Below are 16,929 nucleotides of genomic sequence, written 5' to 3' on the forward strand. Positions count from 1 at the left end.
TCAACGGCATGCCTGACCAGAAAAGGATGCCTGTGAACTGGATTTCCCTTCTGGGTTTGGATGCCTGGGTGGCGCGCTGGCGTGCTGCCGTGATCGAGCTGGCCATTGCCGCCGAGGACCGTACCGACCTGGCTCGGCTTGAATGGGTTCAGCACAAGCGCAGCATGCAGACCGTGGTCGTGCTGCTGATTGCGCTGGCCGGACTCAGCGTCGTGGTCATGCTCATGCTGTCCGTGGCGGTGCTGGTGCAGTTCTGGGACACCGAGCACCGCGTGATGGTGGCTTGGCTGCTGTTTGGCGGCTGGCTGGCTATCCTTGCAATTGCCTTGTGGCAGTTGCTTGCGGCCGTACGACGCCTGGCACGCCCTTTCATCCTCACCCGCAACGAGCTGAGCCAGGACTGGCAGGCGCTGAAGAAGAGGCTGTAACCATGGTCAATGCTTCCAATGCTTCCCAGTCCCGCGACGAGGTTGCGCCGCCCAGGCCCACGGGCCCCAATGCGGCGCTGTGGTCCACTTCCACCGTGGAGCAGCAGCAGGTGATGCAGCGCATTGCCCAGCAGCGCGAGCGCCTCAGGGCGCGCTCGGCGGCCGTGGCCCAGGCCCGGGCGCTGAGCCGTGCCGCCACACACGTGCGCCCGGATGCACCGCTGATCGAGCGCGTCGCAACGTTTGCGCGTCTGCACCCCGTGGCCGTGGGCGTGGCGGCTGCCGCTGCCTTGGTCATGGGGCCGCGCAAACTGATCCGCATCGGCACCACACTCATGCCTTTGCTGGCACGCCTTCAGCAGCGCAGGGGCTGAGATAAGGCCTTGCAAGGCTTCTTGCACAAAAAACGCCCGGCATGCCGGGCGTTTTCTTTGGTCAGCACGCGGATAACGCGGCAGTCAACGCAGTTGCGCGATGGCCCGTGCGGCCTCTGGTACCAGGCAGGGGCCCCGATAGATCAGGCCGCTGTAGATCTGGACCACATCGGCGCCCGCCCGGATCTTGCTGACCGCATCTTCGCCGCTGAGAATGCCTCCCACGCCGATGATGGGGTAGCGGCTTCCCAGCGCAGAGCGCAGTTGGCGGATGACCTGGTTGCTGGCCTCCAGCACCGGCGCGCCGGAAAGGCCGCCCGTTTCTTCGGCGTGGGGCAGGCCCTTGACGGCATCCCGGCTGATCGTGGTGTTGGTGGCGATCACGCCGTCCATGCCGTGGCGCTGCAGCGTGGTGGCGATGACGCCGACCTGCTCCTCATCCAGGTCGGGTGCGATCTTCACGAACACCGGCGCCCGCTTGCCGTGCTGCGTGGCCAGTTGCTCGCGCCGCTCGGCAATCGCTCCCAGCAAGGCATCCAGCGCTTCGTCGCTTTGCAGGGCACGCAGATTCTTGGTGTTGGGCGAGCTGATGTTCACCGTCACGTAGTCGGCATGCGGGTAGACGCCATCGAGCGCCTTGAGGTAGTCGCTGGTGGCTTCTTCGATGGGCGTGCTGGCGTTCTTGCCGAGGTTCAGCCCCAGCAGCATGGGCTTGCCCATGGCGCGGGCCTGTGAGCGCTTGACGTTGCTCAGGAAGGCATCGAGGCCTTCGTTGTTGAAGCCCAGTCGGTTGATCAGCGCATTGCGTTCGGGGATGCGGAACATGCGCGGCTTGGGGTTGCCGGGCTGCGCGCGCGGAGTCACGGTGCCCACCTCGACGAAGCCGAAGCCCATGGCGGCCAGCGCATCGATACAGCGTGCGTTCTTGTCCAGGCCTGCAGCCATGCCGACGCGATTGGGGAACCTGAGTCCGGCAAGCTCGACGGGATCACTCACCATGGGTTGGGCCCAGGCCTGCTGCAGGAGCGTGTTCTGCCCCTTTGCCATCAGGTTCATCGTGAGATCGTGGGCGGATTCGGGGTCCATGCCGAAGAGAAAGGGACGGGTCAGGGCGTAGGGGATCAAAGACATGGGGATAATCGAAGGATTACCTGGATTTTCCCTCATGACGACATCTGCTGCCTCTTTTTCCCAAGATGAACTCAAAGCCCTGGTCGGGCAAGCCGCTCTGGCCTACGTAGTGCCCGGCGAAATCGTCGGCGTCGGCACGGGCTCGACGGTCAACAAGTTCATCGATGCGCTGGCCACCATCAAGGACCAGATCCCTGGGGCCGTGTCCAGCTCCGTGGCCAGCACCGAGCGCCTGAAGGCGCTGGGCATCAAGGTGCTGGATGCCAACGAGGTGGACCGCCTGTCGGTATACATCGATGGCGCCGACGAGATCGACGGTCGGGGCTACATGGTCAAGGGCGGGGGCGCGGCACTGACGCGCGAGAAAATCGTTGCGGCGCTGGCCGAGCGCTTTGTCTGCATCGCCGATGCCTCCAAGCGCGTCGAGGTGCTGGGAGATTTTCCGCTGCCGGTGGAGGTGATTCCCATGGCTGCTGCCCAGATTGCCCGGCGTTTCGAGGCCAGGGGTGGCCGGGCCGAGATCCGCATGAAGGACGGCGCTCCTTTGGTGACGGACAACGGCCAGCACATTCTTGATGTGCGCGGCCTGAAGATTGCTGAGCCGCTGGCCTTTGAGTCCGAGGTCAACCAGTGGCCCGGCGTGGTCACCGTGGGCGTTTTTGCGCACCAGAAGGCATCGGTCTGCCTGCTGGGCACGCCTGAAGGCGTGCAGACGCTCGACTATTGAGGCAGGAAGTCGGTCCTGGCCTCTCGGCTGCTAGCCGATGCTCTCGAACACCGCAGCGCCTGCGGTCCAGACGAGCAGGGCCATGCCACCGAGACACAGCGCGCGCAATGAAGCTTGCGTGCGCTGCTTTTTGATGCGCTGAATGAGCCAGGTGACGGCCGCCAGCCCGGCGTAGATGGCAAAGAAGCCAGCCGTCGTCATGTAGTAGGCCAGGCGGTTGAGACCGTTGCCCAGGCCTCCGTCATGCATGAACCACAGCGTGATCAGGCAGGGCACCAGCACCAGGCAGGTTAGCCGCAACGGCTCTCGCCACGAAGGCCTTGCCACCAGTACCCACCCGATGAGCGCAGGCATGCCCACAAGAATGCCCAGCCTGGCCAAGGTCCAGGCCATGTCGGACAGCATGGAATCCACGGCCGGGCTCCTGACTGCGGCAGTGTCTGCCTAGAAGCTCAGGCCTGCGGGGTTGTCGCTGGTGCGTGCACCAGGCGCGGGGGCGGGTATGGGGGCGCGCCTGTTTGCCTGCTCCTCGGCGGTGGGTGCTGCGGCGGGCGCTGATGCGGCCGGTGCGGCAGGCTTGGGTGTGGTCAGGGGCTGCGCGGGTGGCCGCTTGTACTGGGCAGGCAGCTGGGAGCTTGCGGGGTAGCCTGCGGCATCCAGGTACTGCGTCCATTCGCTGGAGGAGAAGCCGGTCAGAAACTGCTTGCCGATGGTGGCAAACGGCAGTCCGGTCTGCCCGCTGAGCTTGTTCAGGGCTGCCGCGTCCGCCTCGGTCTGCACCAGGCGCTCGGCATAGGGGATGCCCCGGGACTGCAGCAACTGACGAGCGCTATCGCAAGGCGTGCAATCGGACGAGGAGTACAGCGTCACTGGAAAGCGGCTCGCAATCTGGCGCAGCGCATAGGGCAGGCCTGCGTTGCTGTCCGAGGCGCCCGCCACTGCCTGGGCGGCGGGCGCTGCCTGCGGCTGTGCGCTTTGGGCGGGGCGGTCCGAGAAGGTGACTTTTCCATCCGGCCCGACGATACGGTAGACCTGCTGTGCGGCGGCTGGCAGCGCGGCGGCAAGGCAGGCGAGGGCGAGGCATGGCATCAGGTGGCGCAGGGCGCCGTGGCCAAGGCTGGGAGAAGACTGCATGGACGATCTCGGTTTCGGAAGAAGGGTTTCGTGCCGGGGCGGCGACCACTCGCCGGATGGATGCCCGCACAGGAGTGCCTGCAAGCATAGCGTGCCATTCATCCTGGGCCATCTTCTGGAGTCGCAGGATGTGGCTGCGCGCATCCGGTGGAGTTGCCGGGCCAGGAAAAAGCGCCCCATCGGGGCGCTGCAGACCGGGTTGCCAGGCTCAGGCCTCGGCCATGCCCTGGTGGCGCAATAGCGCGTCCAGCTGGGGTTCGCGGCCACGGAAGGCCTTGAACGACTCCATCGCCGGGCGGGATCCGCCGGCTTCAAGAATGGCCTCGCGGTAGCGGCGGCCTGTCTCGGGGTTGGGGGTTCCATCGGCCAGCATGGTTTCCTCGAAGGCCGCATAGGCATCCGCCGAGAGGACTTCGGCCCACTTGTAGCTGTAGTAGCCCGCTGCGTAGCCGCCTGCAAAGATGTGGCTGAAGGTATGGGCCGAGCGGCTGTAGGCGGGCGAGGGCAGCACGGCCACTTCGGCGCGAACCTGGGCCAGCAGCGGCATGATGTCGGCCTTCGGATCGTGCTCGGTGTGCAGCAGCATGTCGAACAGCGAGAACTCGATCTGGCGCAGCGTCTGCATGCCCGACTGGAAGTTCTTGGCCGCGATCATCTTGTCGTACAGTGCGCGCGGCAGTGGCTCGCCCGTGTCCACGTGGGCGGTCATGTGCTTGAGCACTTCCCACTCCCAGCAGAAGTTTTCCATGAACTGGCTCGGCAGTTCCACCGCGTCCCATTCCACGCCCGCGATGCCCGAGACATCGCGCTCGTTGACCTGGGTCAGCATGTGGTGCAGGCCATGGCCTGTCTCATGGAACAGCGTGATCACGTCATCGTGCGTGAGCAGGGCCGGCTTGCCGTCAACGCCGGTGGCAAAGTTGCAGACCAGGTGCGCGACCGGCGTCTGCAGCTTGTGGCTGTCGGGGCGCAGCCAGCGGGTGCGTACATCGTCCATCCAGGCGCCGCCGCGCTTGCCCGAACGCGCGGGCTGGTCCAGGTAGAACTGGCCGACCAGTTGGGGGCCTTGTGGCGTGCTGCGCTCGATGCGATAGAACTCGACAGCGGGATGCCACACCGGCGCCACGTCGCGGCGGATGGCCACGTCGAACAGCGTCTCCACGATCTTGAACAGGCCGGCCAGTACCTTGGGGGCGGGGAAGTATTGCTTGACCTCTTGCTCGCTGAAGGCATAGCGCGCTTCCTTGAGCTTTTCGGAGATATAGGCCCAGTCCCAGGGCTGGGGATCGGCCAGGCCCAGTTCCTTGCGTGCGAAGCTGCGCAGGTCGGCGACATCCTTTTCGGCATAGGGGCGGGCGTGGTGCGCGAGGTCACGCAGGAAGTCGATCACCTGCTGCGGCGAATGCGCCATCTTGGGAACCAGCGAGATCTCGCCGAAGTTGCGGTAGCCCAGCAGCTGCGCCTCTTCCTTGCGCAGGGCAAGTATTTCGGAAATGTTGGCCGTGTTGTCGAAGCGGCGGGCATCGCCCTCTGCCTGGTCGGAGGCGCGTGTCACATAGGCGCGGTAGAGCTTTTCGCGCAGCGCGCTGCTGGTGGCGAACTGCATCACGGGCAGGTAGCAGGGCATCTTCAGCGTGAGCTTGAAGCCTTGCTTGCCTTCGGCTTCGGCGGCGGCACGGGCGGCCTGGCACACGTCCTGGGGCACACCGTCCAACTCATCGGCCGTGGCGTAGTAGGCAAAGGCATCGGTGGCATCCAGCGCGTTCTCGCTGAACTTCTGCGTGAGTTCGGCCGAGCGTTCCTGAATCTTGGCAAAGCGCAGCTTGGCTTCACCCTGCAGCTCCGCGCCAGACAGCACGAAATTGCGCATGGCATGGTCCCAGGCGGCGCGCTGCTCCACGTTGAGCGTGGCAGGGTCGATGGCCTTGTACTTGGCGTACAGCCGCTCGTCGGCGCCCAGGCGCGTCCAGAACTCGGTGACCTTGGGCAGGGATTCGTTGTAGGCAGCGCGCAGCTCGGGTGTGTCGGCCACGCTGTTGAGGTGGCTGACGGCGCCCCAGGCGGTTCCCAGCTTCTCGGTGGCGACATCGAGCACGGCGGAGATCGAATCCCAGCGCGCGGGGAAGTCAGGTGCCGTGACGGTCTCCAGGGCCTCGCAGGCCCCGGTCAGAAGATGGTCGATGGCCGGGCCGACGTCGGCGGGGCGGATGCGATCGAACAGGGGCAGGTCGGAGGATTCGAGGAGGGGATTGCTCATGCGTGTCAGATGCCGTCGGGTGCATTGAAATCAAGCGGCTCCCCGGGGAGCCGCCCGATGCTTGTCAGCTCCTGGTCAGCCGGCGGCGCGCTCGGCCGCCTCCATGGTGTTGACCAGCAGCATGGTAATCGTCATGGGGCCGACGCCGCCCGGCACGGGGGTGATGAAGCCGGCCACTTCCTTGACGCCGTCAAAGTCCACGTCGCCGCAGAGCTTGCCTTCGTCGTTGCGGTTCATGCCCACGTCGATGACCACGGCGCCAGGCTTGCACATGTCTGCGGTCAGCACATTGCGCTTGCCCACGGCGGCGACCACGATGTCGGCCTGGCGCGTCATGGCGGCCAGGTCCGCCGTGCCGCTGTGGCAGATGGTGACGGTGGCATTGGCGGCCAGCAGCATCATGGCCATGGGCTTGCCGACGATGTTGGAGCGGCCGATGACCACGGCGTGCTTGCCGCGCAGGTCCTTCATGCCGATGGATTCGAGCATCTTCATGCAGCCATAGGGCGTGCAGGCCTTGAAGCCGACTTCGCCCACCATCAGCGCGCCGGCGCTGGCTACGTGAAAGCCATCCACATCCTTGAGCGGCGAGATGTTCTCGATGACCTTGTGGTCGTCGATGTGGGCGGGCAGCGGCAGCTGGACCAGGATGCCGTGGATGTCGGGGTCGTTGTTCAGCGCCTCGACGCGGGCCAGCAGTTCGGCTTCTGTCATCGAGGCGTCGTACTTCTCCAGCACGGAATGAAAGCCTGCGTCCTCGCAGGCCTTGACCTTGTTGCGCACATAGACCTGGGAGGCCGGGTTGTCGCCGACCAGGACCACGGCCAGGCCGGGCGTGGTCCCTCGGGCCTTCAGGGCAGTGGCGCGCTGTGCGACTTCGGCACGCAGTTGGCGGGAGAGGGCGTTGCCGTCGATGAGTTGGGCTGTCATTGCAGTGGATACCAAAATAAAAATGCTGCTAGGGCTTGTTGGTCAAGCGCTAGCAGCCCTTTGAAAAAAGCAGGGGATGGCGTCGGTGCTTATCCTGCGACGGCCGCCTTGGCCGCCGCAGCGGTCTGGCCCTGGCCCAGGGCGATCTTGAGCAGGTCGGCCACGGTGTTGGCGTTGAGCTTTTCCATGATGTTGGCGCGGTGCGCCTCCACGGTCTTGATGCTGATGCCCAGATCGTCGGCGATCTGCTTGTTCAGGCGGCCGGCGACGATGCGCTCGAGCACCTGGGCTTCGCGGCTGGTCAGCTTGGCCAGCAGGGCGTCGCGGCTGGCGGCCTGCTGGTGGCCGGCAAAGGCTTCGCGGGCATGGTCCAGCATGCGCTCGACCAGGTTCAGCAGTTCTTCCTCGTTGAACGGCTTCTGGATGAAGTCCAGTGCGCCCTTCTTCATGGTGTTCACCGCCATGGGCACGTCGCCGTGGCCGGTGATGAAGACGATGGGCAGGGGGAGACTTGCGTTCGATCAGTCGGTCCTGCAGTTCCAGGCCGGTCATGCCGCCCATGCGGATGTCGACGATGAGGCAGGCGATTTCGCGTGGGTCGTAGCGCGAGAGGAAGGTCTCGGCCGAGTCGAAGCAGCGCACACGATAGTCCTTGCCCTCCAACAACCATTGCAGCGAATCACGAACCGCTTCGTCGTCATCAACTACGTACACAGTGCCTTTTTTGGGGATCAAGCTCATGCAATCGTCCTTGTTGTGGGTTCAATGGTCGCTGCCGGCGTTGTCGCGTCGCCCGGCGGGGCCAGCGGCAGCCAGAATGAAAATCGGCAGCCGACAACCTCGGAACCATTGTAGAGGTTCTCGGCACGCATACGGCCCTGGTGGGACTCGACAATGCTGCGGCACAGATTCAGGCCCATGCCCATGCCTTCGCTCTTGGTGGTGAAGAAGGCCTCGAAGAGGCGCTCCAGCACCTCGGGCGGCAAGCCCTTGCCGGTGTCCTGCACGTTGAATTCGATGACGCGCTGGTCCTCGATGGTGCGCGGCACCACGCGCAGTTCCACGTTGCGCTGGTGGCTGGGTCGGCCCGATTGCTCGATGGATTCGGCGCCGTTCTTCATGAGGTTGACCAGCACCTGCTCGATGAGGATGGTGTCGGCCATGATGGCCGGCATGCGCTCGGCCACGTGGTAGGTCAGCTGTACATTGCGGCGGCGCAGCTCGATGCCGGCCAGCTCCACTGCCTCGCTGACCATGTCGGTGACCTGGGCCAGGGTGCGGTTGGGTTCGCTGCGCTTGACGAAGGAGCGTATGCGCAAAATGATCTGGCCCGCGCGCTGCGCCTGGTGGGCGGTCTTCTCCAGCGCGAACTTCATCTGCTCCTCGGTCAGCGTGCCTTTTTCGAGGCGCGTGAGCATGCCGCTGCAGTAGTTGCTGATGGCGGTCAGCGGCTGGTTGAGTTCGTGGGCCACGCTGGAGGCCATCTCGCCCATGGTGATCAGGCGGCTGACGGACTGGGCGTGCTCGGCCTGGCGATCGGCCTGCTCCTCGGCCAGGCGGCGCGGCGTGATGTCGGTGGCGATCACCATCTGCGCCAGGCGTCCGTCCACCCAGCTCAGGTAGCGCGAGCGCACTTCCAGCCACTTGCCCAGTTCGGGCAGATAGATCTCGGCGTTCTCGCTGCGTGCGCTGGTCAGCGAGTCGGTGGGCAGGCCCATCAGGCCATCCTCATCGTCCATGCCCTGCGGCTGAGAGCGCACGGGCAGCACGCCGGCCTGGGCGACGAGCTGCAGATGGCCATCGGTCTGCGAGCCGAACCATTGCCGGTACAGCTTGTTGGCGAACAGCAGCTCGGCGCTGCCAAGCGGGGCGACGGACACCGAGGCGTCCAGCGCCTCCAGCACGATGGTGAAGCGCTCGTAGGAGGCCGACAGCTGCTCGCGGATGCGGTTGGGCTCGGTGATGTCGGTCATGGACGACATCCAGCCCGTGTGCTGGCCGTGGGCGTCGATCAGCGGCGAGACATACAGGCGCGCGTCGAACTGCGTGCCGTTCTTGCGCTGCACGCGCACCTGAAAGCCCCCGACGATGGTCTTGCCCGACAGCTCCTCGCGCAGCTTGGAGTGCAGGTTGTCGTAGTCGTTGTCGGGCCAGTAGGAATAGGGCGGCATCTGGCCGACGAGTTCGGATTCGCTCCATCCCGTCATCTGGCAGAAGGCGGCGTTCACGTAGGTGATGCGGCCTTGCAGGTCCAGCGCGCGCATGCCGGTGAGCACCGAGTTCTCCATGGCGCGGCGGAAATTGGTTTCGGCAACCAGGGCTTCCTGCGCGCGCTGGCGGCGTCGCGTGTGGCGCCAGGTGGCCAGCAGCAGCCATGCCGTCATCGCGCTGAGCGTGCCCACCAGCCAGAACAGGCCGCTGCCCACCACGCCCAGCGAGGTGCGGTAGGCCTGTGCGCGCAGCACCAGACTGTTGCCCACGGGGGCGACCGGAGCCTCGTCCTCATTGGCCACCGTGCGCCAGCGCAGCAGGTCGGTGGCATTTTGCTTGCGCGGCGTCAGCGGTGTGCCGGCCAGAACCTGGCCCCGGCTGTCGAGCATGGTCATGGCATAGCGGGCCATGATTTCGGTGGGCGTGCCGTAGCGCAGCAGGCTGTCCACGGAATACTCGCCCAGCAGCTCGCCGATGTAGCGGCCGTCCTGCGCCAGCGGCACATGCAGCTGCAGCAGCGGCGCGGCCTCGCCCTTGTGAGCCAGGCCTTGCACATAGATGGGCTGCTGCATCTCGCGCGCGAGCTGGTAGGCCTCCAGGGCGTCACCGGCGCGCAGTACCTCGCGGGGGATACGCAACTGGTCGCTGCTCACGGTGGGGGCGGACTGGCTGGCCAGAATGCGGCGTTGGGAGTCGATCCAGGTGATGGACTGCAGTTCGGGATACTGGCTGATGAGCGCTTCGGCGCGGCTGGCGAAATCGGACTCGGCCAGATCGTGGTTGCTGATGTCGCGCGCCATGCGCATCAGTTGCTCCTGGCGCTCCAGCAGGCGCAGGCGCACGCGCTGCTGGGCATATTCCACGTCGCGGTGCAACGCTTCCTTCTCGCGGTCGATCTCCTCCATGCGCAGATACCAGAACGACGCGACGATGGCGGCCATGAACATCAGTACGGCGGCCAGCGGGGCGAGTGCCGCAAAGCGGTCCTGGCGCGTGGGGGAAAGACTGCGCCACCAGCTGCGCCACCAGCGCACTGGCGCGGCCACGCCTGCCATGGGGGCAGGGCTGTGCGTGCCGTGCTCGGAAGGGGAGGATTGCATGCGCCCAGTGTAGGGGAGAGTCTGACTGTTTTTAAGGAGTATTGGAGTCGCCACGCAGGCGCTTCGGCGACGTTCTTTGGGGTCTTCACTGTATGTGCGTTTGCAGCAAAATTTCAAATTATGAAATCAAAAAGCACCATTTGAAATTCGAAAAAAGTATGCGACACTCGCCGAGCATTGAGGCAGTGAATCGGTATCTTCAAGTTCGCCAGACAGGGTCTGTGCCGCGCAAGGCGTGGTGAACTACCCGCCTGCGATGGCGCGCTGCGCCGCTCACTGGTTCGACCCCAAGACGCTACCTTCTGCAAGGAGACATTCCCATGACAGCTCAGACTGACCCGCAAGGCAATGCAGGCGTTCCCGCCGGCCTGGACCAACAAGAATCGCGCGAATGGATGGACGCACTGTCGGCCGTCATCGACCGTGAAGGCGCCGAATATGCGCACAAGCTGATCGAGGACCTGCTCGAACATGCACGCCAGAACAGCGTGGACATGCCCTTCTCGGCCAACACCGGCTACGTGAACACCATCGAGGCCTCGCAGGAAGCGCGCTGTCCCGGCAACCTGGAAATCGAAGGCCGCCTGCGCGCCTACATGCGCTGGAACGCCATGGCCATGGTGGTCAAGGCCAACCGCCTGCACCCACCCGAAGGCGGTGACCTGGGTGGCCACATCGGCTCCTTCGCTTCGCTGGCCAACATGTTTGCGGCCGGCTTCAACCACTTCTGGCACGCCGAAAACGAAAACCACGGTGGCGACTGCCTGTACATCCAGGGCCACGTCTCGCCCGGCATCTATGCCCGCGCCTATCTGGAAGGCCGCATCTCCGAAGAGCAGCTGCTGAACTTCCGCCAGGAAGTGGACGGCAAGGGCCTGTCCAGCTACCCGCACCCCAAGCTGATGCCCGAGTTCTGGCAGTTCCCCACGGTGTCCATGGGCCTGGGCCCGCTGATGGCCATCTACCAGGCGCGCTTCCTCAAGTACCTGCACGCCCGCGGCATTGCCGACACCGAAAACCGCAAGGTCTGGGTCTTCTGCGGCGACGGGGAAATGGACGAGGTCGAGTCGCTGGGCGCGATCTCCCTGGCCGCCCGCGAAAAGCTGGACAACCTGATCTTCGTGATCAACTGCAACCTGCAGCGCCTGGACGGTCCGGTGCGCGGCAACGGCAAGATCATCCAGGAACTCGAGGGCGAGTTCCGCGGCTCCGGCTGGAACGTCATCAAGCTGCTGTGGGGCAAGGGCTGGGACGAGCTGCTGGCCAAGGACAAGGACGGCGTGCTCAAGAAGATCATGGCCGAGTGCAACGACGGTGACTACCAGTCGTTCAAGGCCAATGACGGCGCCTACGTGCGCAAGAACTTCTTCGGCCGCGATCCGCGCGCGCTGAAGATGGTCGAGCACATGAGCGACGACGAGATCTGGAACCTGCGCCGCGGCGGCCACGATTCGCAGAAGGTCTATGCGGCCTTCCATGCGGCCAACTCGCACAAGGGCCAGCCCACCGTGCTGCTGGTCAAGACCGTCAAGGGCTTCGGCATGGGCAAGATCGGTGAAGGCAAGAACACCGTTCACCAGACCAAGAAGCTGGGCGACGAGGACATCAAGGCCTTCCGCGACCGCTTCAACATCCCGATTCCCGACAGCCAGATCGCCGACCTGCCTTTCTACAAGCCGGCTGACGACACGCCGGAAATGCGCTACCTGCACGAGCGCCGCAAGGCCCTGGGCGGCTACCTGCCGCACCGCCGCGTCAAGGCCAGCGAGCAGTTCACGGCGCCTGCGCTGGACACCTTCAAGGCCATCCTCGAAGCCACGCCCGAAGGCCGTGAGATCTCGACCACGCAGGCCTATGTGCGTTTCCTGACGCAGCTGCTGCGCGACAAGGAAATCGGCCCGCGTGTCGTGCCCATCCTGGTGGACGAGGCACGTACCTTCGGCATGGAAGGCCTGTTCCGCCAGATCGGCATCTACAACCCCGCTGGACAGCAGTACACCCCGGTCGACAAGGACCAGGTGATGTACTACCGCGAGGACAAGGCCGGCCAGATCCTGCAGGAAGGCATCAACGAAGCCGGCGGCATGAGCAGCTGGATCGCGGCAGCCACGAGCTACAGCACGAGCAACCGGATCATGATCCCGTTCTATGTGTACTACTCGATGTTCGGCTTCCAGCGCATCGGTGACCTGGCCTGGGCGGCCGGCGACATGCAGGCGCGCGGCTTCCTGCTGGGCGGCACCTCGGGCCGCACCACGCTGAACGGCGAAGGCCTGCAGCACGAAGACGGCCACAGCCACATCCTGGCCAACACCATTCCCAACTGCGTGAGCTACGACCCGACCTTCGCCCACGAAGTCGCCGTGATCATGCAGGACGGCCTGCGCCGCATGGTGCAGGAGCAGGAAAACGTCTTCTACTACATCACGCTGCTCAACGAGAACTACGCCATGCCCGGCCTCACGCCCGGCACCGAGCAGCAGATCATCAAGGGCATGTACCTGTGCAAGCCCGGCCAGAAGGTGCCGGAAAGCGGCCTGCGCGTGCAGCTGCTGGGATCGGGCACCATCCTGCGCGAATCCTTCTTCGCCCAGGAACTGCTGCTGGCCGACTGGGGCATTGCCGCCGACGTGTGGAGCTGCCCCAGCTTCAACGAACTCACCCGCGACGGCCAGGAAGCCGACCGCTGGAACCTGCTGCATCCGCTGGAAACGCAGAAGGTGCCCTTCGTCACGCAGCAGCTGCAGTCGCACAATGGTCCGGTGATCGCATCCACCGACTACATGAAGGCCTACGCCGAGCAGATCCGCCCCTACATGCCCAAGGGCCGCACCTACAAGGTGCTGGGCACCGACGGCTTCGGCCGTTCGGACTTCCGCCGCAAGCTGCGCGAGCACTTCGAGGTGGACCGCCACTACATCGTGGTCGCCGCACTGCGCGCGCTGGCCGAAGAAGGCAAGATCAACGCCACCACCGTGGCCGAGGCGATCGCCAAGTACGGCATCAAGGCCGACAAGATCAACCCGCTGCACGCCTGAGTAAGAACGGGAGACACCTATGGCATTGGTAGACATTCAAGTTCCGGACATCGGCGATTTCGATGAAGTCGGTGTGATCGAAGTGCTGGTCAAGGCCGGCGACCAGATCAAGGCCGAGCAATCGCTGATCACCGTCGAGTCCGACAAGGCATCGATGGAGATTCCGTCCAGCCACGCCGGCGTGCTCAAGGAGCTGCGCGTGAACCTGGGCGACAAGGTCAAGCAAGGCAGCATCATTGCCGTGATCGAGACCGCAGACGCTGCGGCACCGGCACCGGCAGCTGCTGCCCCGGCTCCCGTGGCTGCGCCTGCATCTGCTGCGCCTGCATCTGCGCCTGCGCCGGCCGCTGCTCCCGCTGCCGCGCCTGCGGCCTCGGGCGCCGCCACGCAGATCGATATCAAGATTCCCGACATCGGCGACTTCAAGGACGTGGCCGTGATCGAGATGCTGGTCAAGGTCGGCGACACCGTGACAGCCGAGCAATCGCTGTTCACCGTCGAGTCCGACAAGGCCTCGATGGAAATCCCGTCGCCAGCGGCCGGCACCATCACGGCGCTGACGCTCAAGATCGGCGACACGGTCAACGTGGGCGACGTGGTCGGCCAGATGAGCGTGCAGGGCGCTGCCGCGCCTGCAGCCCAGGCTGCGGCCCCGGCACCTGCTGCTGCAGCCCCTGCACCGGCAACTGCGGCCCCGGCCGCTGCAGCTCCGGTGGCTGCCGCTGCAGCATCGGCTCCTGCCGCTGCACCTGCACACAACCCCACCGTGGCGCCCACGGGCAAGCTGCCCCATGCATCGCCCTCGGTACGCAAGTTCGCCCGCGAACTGGGTGTGCCGCTGGACGAGGTCAAGGGCTCGGGCAACAAGGGCCGCATCACGGCCGACGACATCCAGGCTTTCACCAAGTCCGTCATGGCCGGTGCCGTGCAGACCAAGGCCCAGGCTGCGGCGGCTCCCAAGGGCGGCTCCGGCGGCGGCGCCGGCCTGGACCTGCTGCCCTGGCCCAAGGTGGACTTCGCCAAGTTCGGCCCGGTCGAGCGCAAGGACCTGTCGCGCATCAAGAAGATCAGCGGCGCCAACCTGTCGCGCAACTGGGTCATGATCCCCCACGTCACCAACAACGACGAGGCCGACATCACCGACCTGGAAGCCTTCCGCGTCTCCACCAACAAGGAGAACGAGAAGAGCGGCGTCAAGGTGACCATGCTGGCCTTCGTGATCAAGGCGGTGGTCGCGGCGCTCAAGAAGTTCCCGGAGTTCAACGCCTCGCTGGACGGCGACACCCTTGTCTACAAGCAGTACTTCCACATCGGCTTCGCGGCAGACACGCCCAATGGCCTGGTGGTGCCCGTGCTGCGCGATGCCGACAAGAAGGGCATCCTGCAGATCAGCCAGGAAATGGGCGAGCTGGCCAAGAAGGCCCGCGATGGCAAGCTTGGCGCTGCCGACATGCAGGGCGGCTGCTTCTCGATCTCGTCGCTGGGCGGCATCGGCGGCACGAACTTCACCCCCATCATCAACGCCCCGGAAGTGGCCATCCTCGGCCTGTCCAAGGGCCAGATGAAGCCCGTGTGGGACGGCAAGCAGTTCGTGCCGCGCCTGACGCTGCCGCTGTCGCTGTCCTATGACCACCGCGTCATCGACGGTGCCTCGGCCGCGCGCTTCAACGCCTACCTGGGTCAGGTGCTGGCGGACTACCGCCGCATCCTGCTGTAAACGGAGGCCCGACACATGGCAATCATCGACATCAAGGTGCCCGACATCGGCGACTTCGCCGAAGTGGGCGTGATCGAACTGCTGGTCCAGCCCGGTGACACCGTGGCCAAGGACCAGTCCCTGATCACCGTGGAGTCCGACAAGGCTTCCATGGAGATTCCTTCCAGCCACGCCGGCGTGGTCAAGGAACTCAAGGTGCAGCTCGGCGACAAGGTCGCCGAGGGCTCCGTGGTCCTGACGCTGGAGGCTGCCGGCGAGGCGGCCGCTGCGCCCCAGGCTGCCGCTGCGGCTCCTGCAGCCGCCAGCGCCGCGGCACCTGCCGTGCCGGCTCCAGCGACCCCGGCCCCTGCTCCTGCGGCAGCCAGCTACGCGGGTGGCGCGGCCGACTATGACTGCGACGTGGTCGTGCTCGGCGGTGGCCCTGGCGGCTACTCTGCCGCCTTCCGCGCAGCCGACCTGGGCCTGAACGTGGTCATCGTCGAGCGCTACAAGACCCTCGGCGGCGTCTGCCTGAACGTGGGCTGCATTCCCTCGAAGGCGCTGCTGCACGTGGCGGCCGTCGTGGACGAGGTCAAGCATCTGGAAGTGGCAGGCGTCAAGTTCGGCGCGCCCGAGGTCAACATCGACCAGCTGCGCGGCCACAAGGACAAGGTCATCGGCAAGCTGACCGGCGGCCTGGGCCAGATGGCCAAGATGCGCAAGGTCACCGTGGTGCGCGGCTACGGCAATTTCGTCGGCGCCAACCACCTGGAAGTGGAAGAGACCACGGGCGATGGCCAGGAAAAGACCGGCAGCAAGAAGATCGTGCAGTTCAAGCGCGCCATCATTGCCGCCGGCAGCCAGGCCGTGCACCTGCCCTTCATGCCCAAGGACCCGCGCGTGGTGGACTCCACCGGCGCGCTGAACCTTGCCAGCGTGCCCAAACGCATGCTGATCCTGGGCGGCGGCATCATCGGCCTGGAAATGGGCACCGTCTACTCCACGCTGGGCGCACGCCTGGACGTGGTGGAGATGATGGACGGCCTCATGCAGGGCGCCGACCGCGACCTGGTCAAGGTCTGGCAGAAGATGAACGCGCCGCGCTTCGACAACATCATGGTCAACACCAAGACCGTGGGTGCCGAAGCCACGCCCGAAGGCATCAAGGTCAGCTTCGCGCCCGCCAAGGACGGCATCACCGTGCCCGAGCCTCAGGTCTACGACCTGGTGCTGCAGGCCGTGGGCCGCACGCCCAACGGCAAGAAGATCGCCGCCGAGAAGGCCGGCGTGGCCGTCACGGACCGCGGTTTCATCGAAGTCGACATCCAGATGCGCACCAACGTGCCCCACATCTTCGCCATCGGCGACGTGGTGGGCCAGCCCATGCTGGCGCACAAGGCCGTGCACGAGGCCCATGTGGCCGCCGAAGTCATCGCCGGTGAACTGCAGGGCAACAAGGAGCTGGCCGCCAGCGCCTTCAATGCCCGCGTGATCCCCAGCGTGGCCTACACCGACCCGGAAGTGGCGTGGGTGGGCCTGACCGAGGACCAGGCCAAGGCCCAGGGCATCAAGGTCAAGAAGGGGGTCTTCCCCTGGACGGCATCGGGCCGCGCCATTGCCAATGGCCGCGACGAAGGCGTCACCAAGCTGCTGTTCGACGACAGCCCCGAGGCGCATGGCCATGGCCGCATCCTGGGCGGTGGCATCGTCGGCACGCATGCGGGCGACATGATCGGCGAGATCGCGCTGGCCATTGAAATGGGTGCCGACGCCGTGGACATCGGCAAGACCATCCATCCTCACCCCACGCTGGGCGAGAGCCTGGGCATGGCGGCCGAGGTGGCGCACGGCTCCTGCACGGACCTGCCGCCGCAGCGCAAGTAAGCGCAACGCCCGGCCTTCG

At 65.5% G+C, this 16,929-nt stretch carries 12 protein-coding genes and 1 pseudogene; 6 read left to right on the top strand and 7 right to left on the bottom strand.

Annotated elements, in window-relative coordinates; all coding sequences use genetic code 11:
• The first annotated feature begins 8 nt into the window (after positions 1–8).
• Both U6958_RS15730 and U6958_RS15735 read left to right on the top strand, forming a co-directional pair.
• Positions 9–428 (top strand): phage holin family protein, encoded by a 420-nt coding sequence (locus tag U6958_RS15730; protein ID WP_016447116.1) that lies wholly within the window; start codon positions 9–11, stop codon positions 426–428.
• 2 nt (positions 429–430) lie between these two features.
• Entirely contained in the window at positions 431–802 is a 372-nt protein-coding gene (locus tag U6958_RS15735; protein WP_074921297.1) for a hypothetical protein, read from the top strand.
• A gap of 84 nt (positions 803–886) precedes the next feature.
• On the opposite strand, the gene U6958_RS15740 is transcribed toward U6958_RS15735, so the two are convergent.
• On the bottom strand, positions 887–1,933 hold the full coding sequence (locus tag U6958_RS15740) for a quinone-dependent dihydroorotate dehydrogenase (protein WP_074921296.1): 1,047 nt from the start codon (positions 1,931–1,933) through the stop codon (positions 887–889).
• Positions 1,934–1,967: 34 nt separating this feature from the next.
• Here U6958_RS15740 and rpiA point away from each other — a divergent pair, with 34 nt between their 5' ends.
• Positions 1,968–2,660 (top strand): ribose-5-phosphate isomerase RpiA, encoded by a 693-nt coding sequence (gene rpiA / locus U6958_RS15745; protein ID WP_026062503.1) that lies wholly within the window; start codon positions 1,968–1,970, stop codon positions 2,658–2,660.
• A 30-nt stretch (positions 2,661–2,690) separates the two neighbouring features.
• On the opposite strand, the gene U6958_RS15750 is transcribed toward rpiA, so the two are convergent.
• From U6958_RS15750 to U6958_RS15775, 6 genes and pseudogenes are all read right to left on the bottom strand, one after another.
• Positions 2,691–3,065, bottom strand: coding sequence for a hypothetical protein (locus U6958_RS15750; RefSeq protein WP_244160465.1), 375 nt, complete (start codon positions 3,063–3,065; stop codon positions 2,691–2,693).
• Positions 3,066–3,104: 39 nt separating this feature from the next.
• Positions 3,105–3,794, bottom strand: coding sequence for a glutaredoxin family protein (locus U6958_RS15755; protein WP_046239221.1), 690 nt, complete (start codon positions 3,792–3,794; stop codon positions 3,105–3,107).
• 208 nt (positions 3,795–4,002) lie between these two features.
• The gene (locus U6958_RS15760; RefSeq protein ID WP_074921294.1) at positions 4,003–6,051 is read right to left on the bottom strand and encodes a M3 family metallopeptidase; all 2,049 of its coding nucleotides are present in this window, start codon (positions 6,049–6,051) and stop codon (positions 4,003–4,005) included.
• A 75-nt stretch (positions 6,052–6,126) separates the two neighbouring features.
• On the bottom strand, positions 6,127–6,981 hold the full coding sequence (gene folD / locus U6958_RS15765) for a bifunctional methylenetetrahydrofolate dehydrogenase/methenyltetrahydrofolate cyclohydrolase FolD (protein WP_016451699.1): 855 nt from the start codon (positions 6,979–6,981) through the stop codon (positions 6,127–6,129).
• A gap of 89 nt (positions 6,982–7,070) precedes the next feature.
• A pseudogene (locus U6958_RS15770) lies at positions 7,071–7,722 on the bottom strand (response regulator transcription factor).
• Complete coding sequence (locus U6958_RS15775; protein WP_016447108.1) at positions 7,719–10,292, bottom strand: PAS domain-containing sensor histidine kinase; 2,574 nt, start codon at positions 10,290–10,292, stop codon at positions 7,719–7,721. Before U6958_RS15775 ends, U6958_RS15770 begins: the two are co-directional and overlap by 4 nt.
• Before the next feature lie 320 nt (positions 10,293–10,612).
• On the opposite strand from U6958_RS15775, the gene aceE reads away from it, so the two are divergent.
• Genes aceE through lpdA form a run of 3 tightly spaced genes read left to right on the top strand, consistent with a single transcriptional unit; the run spans position 10,613 to position 16,910 of the window.
• Entirely contained in the window at positions 10,613–13,330 is a 2,718-nt protein-coding gene (gene aceE, locus U6958_RS15780; RefSeq protein ID WP_016447107.1) for a pyruvate dehydrogenase (acetyl-transferring), homodimeric type, read from the top strand.
• A gap of 19 nt (positions 13,331–13,349) precedes the next feature.
• Positions 13,350–15,047 (top strand): dihydrolipoyllysine-residue acetyltransferase, encoded by a 1,698-nt coding sequence (gene aceF, locus U6958_RS15785; protein ID WP_016447106.1) that lies wholly within the window; start codon positions 13,350–13,352, stop codon positions 15,045–15,047.
• A gap of 15 nt (positions 15,048–15,062) precedes the next feature.
• Complete coding sequence (gene lpdA / locus U6958_RS15790; protein ID WP_074921293.1) at positions 15,063–16,910, top strand: dihydrolipoyl dehydrogenase; 1,848 nt, start codon at positions 15,063–15,065, stop codon at positions 16,908–16,910.
• Positions 16,911–16,929: the final 19 nt, after the last annotated feature.

The organism is Delftia lacustris, assembly GCF_040267515.1.
Taxonomy (GTDB): Bacteria; Pseudomonadota; Gammaproteobacteria; order Burkholderiales; family Burkholderiaceae_C; genus Comamonas; species Comamonas tsuruhatensis.

What these genes read in the sequence shown, in the direction of transcription:
- U6958_RS15730 (WP_016447116.1), top strand. Translation starts at nt 9, where the DNA reads ATGCCTGACCAGAAAAGGATGCCTGTGAACTGGATTTCCCTTCTGGGT.
- U6958_RS15735 (WP_074921297.1), top strand. Translation starts at nt 431, where the DNA reads ATGGTCAATGCTTCCAATGCTTCCCAGTCCCGCGACGAGGTTGCGCCG.
- U6958_RS15740 (WP_074921296.1), bottom strand. Translation starts at nt 1,933, where the DNA reads ATGTCTTTGATCCCCTACGCCCTGACCCGTCCCTTTCTCTTCGGCATG.
- rpiA (WP_026062503.1), top strand. Translation starts at nt 1,968, where the DNA reads ATGACGACATCTGCTGCCTCTTTTTCCCAAGATGAACTCAAAGCCCTG.
- U6958_RS15750 (WP_244160465.1), bottom strand. Translation starts at nt 3,065, where the DNA reads ATGCTGTCCGACATGGCCTGGACCTTGGCCAGGCTGGGCATTCTTGTG.
- U6958_RS15755 (WP_046239221.1), bottom strand. Translation starts at nt 3,794, where the DNA reads ATGCAGTCTTCTCCCAGCCTTGGCCACGGCGCCCTGCGCCACCTGATG.
- U6958_RS15760 (WP_074921294.1), bottom strand. Translation starts at nt 6,051, where the DNA reads ATGAGCAATCCCCTCCTCGAATCCTCCGACCTGCCCCTGTTCGATCGC.
- folD (WP_016451699.1), bottom strand. Translation starts at nt 6,981, where the DNA reads ATGACAGCCCAACTCATCGACGGCAACGCCCTCTCCCGCCAACTGCGT.
- U6958_RS15775 (WP_016447108.1), bottom strand. Translation starts at nt 10,292, where the DNA reads ATGCAATCCTCCCCTTCCGAGCACGGCACGCACAGCCCTGCCCCCATG.
- aceE (WP_016447107.1), top strand. Translation starts at nt 10,613, where the DNA reads ATGACAGCTCAGACTGACCCGCAAGGCAATGCAGGCGTTCCCGCCGGC.
- aceF (WP_016447106.1), top strand. Translation starts at nt 13,350, where the DNA reads ATGGCATTGGTAGACATTCAAGTTCCGGACATCGGCGATTTCGATGAA.
- lpdA (WP_074921293.1), top strand. Translation starts at nt 15,063, where the DNA reads ATGGCAATCATCGACATCAAGGTGCCCGACATCGGCGACTTCGCCGAA.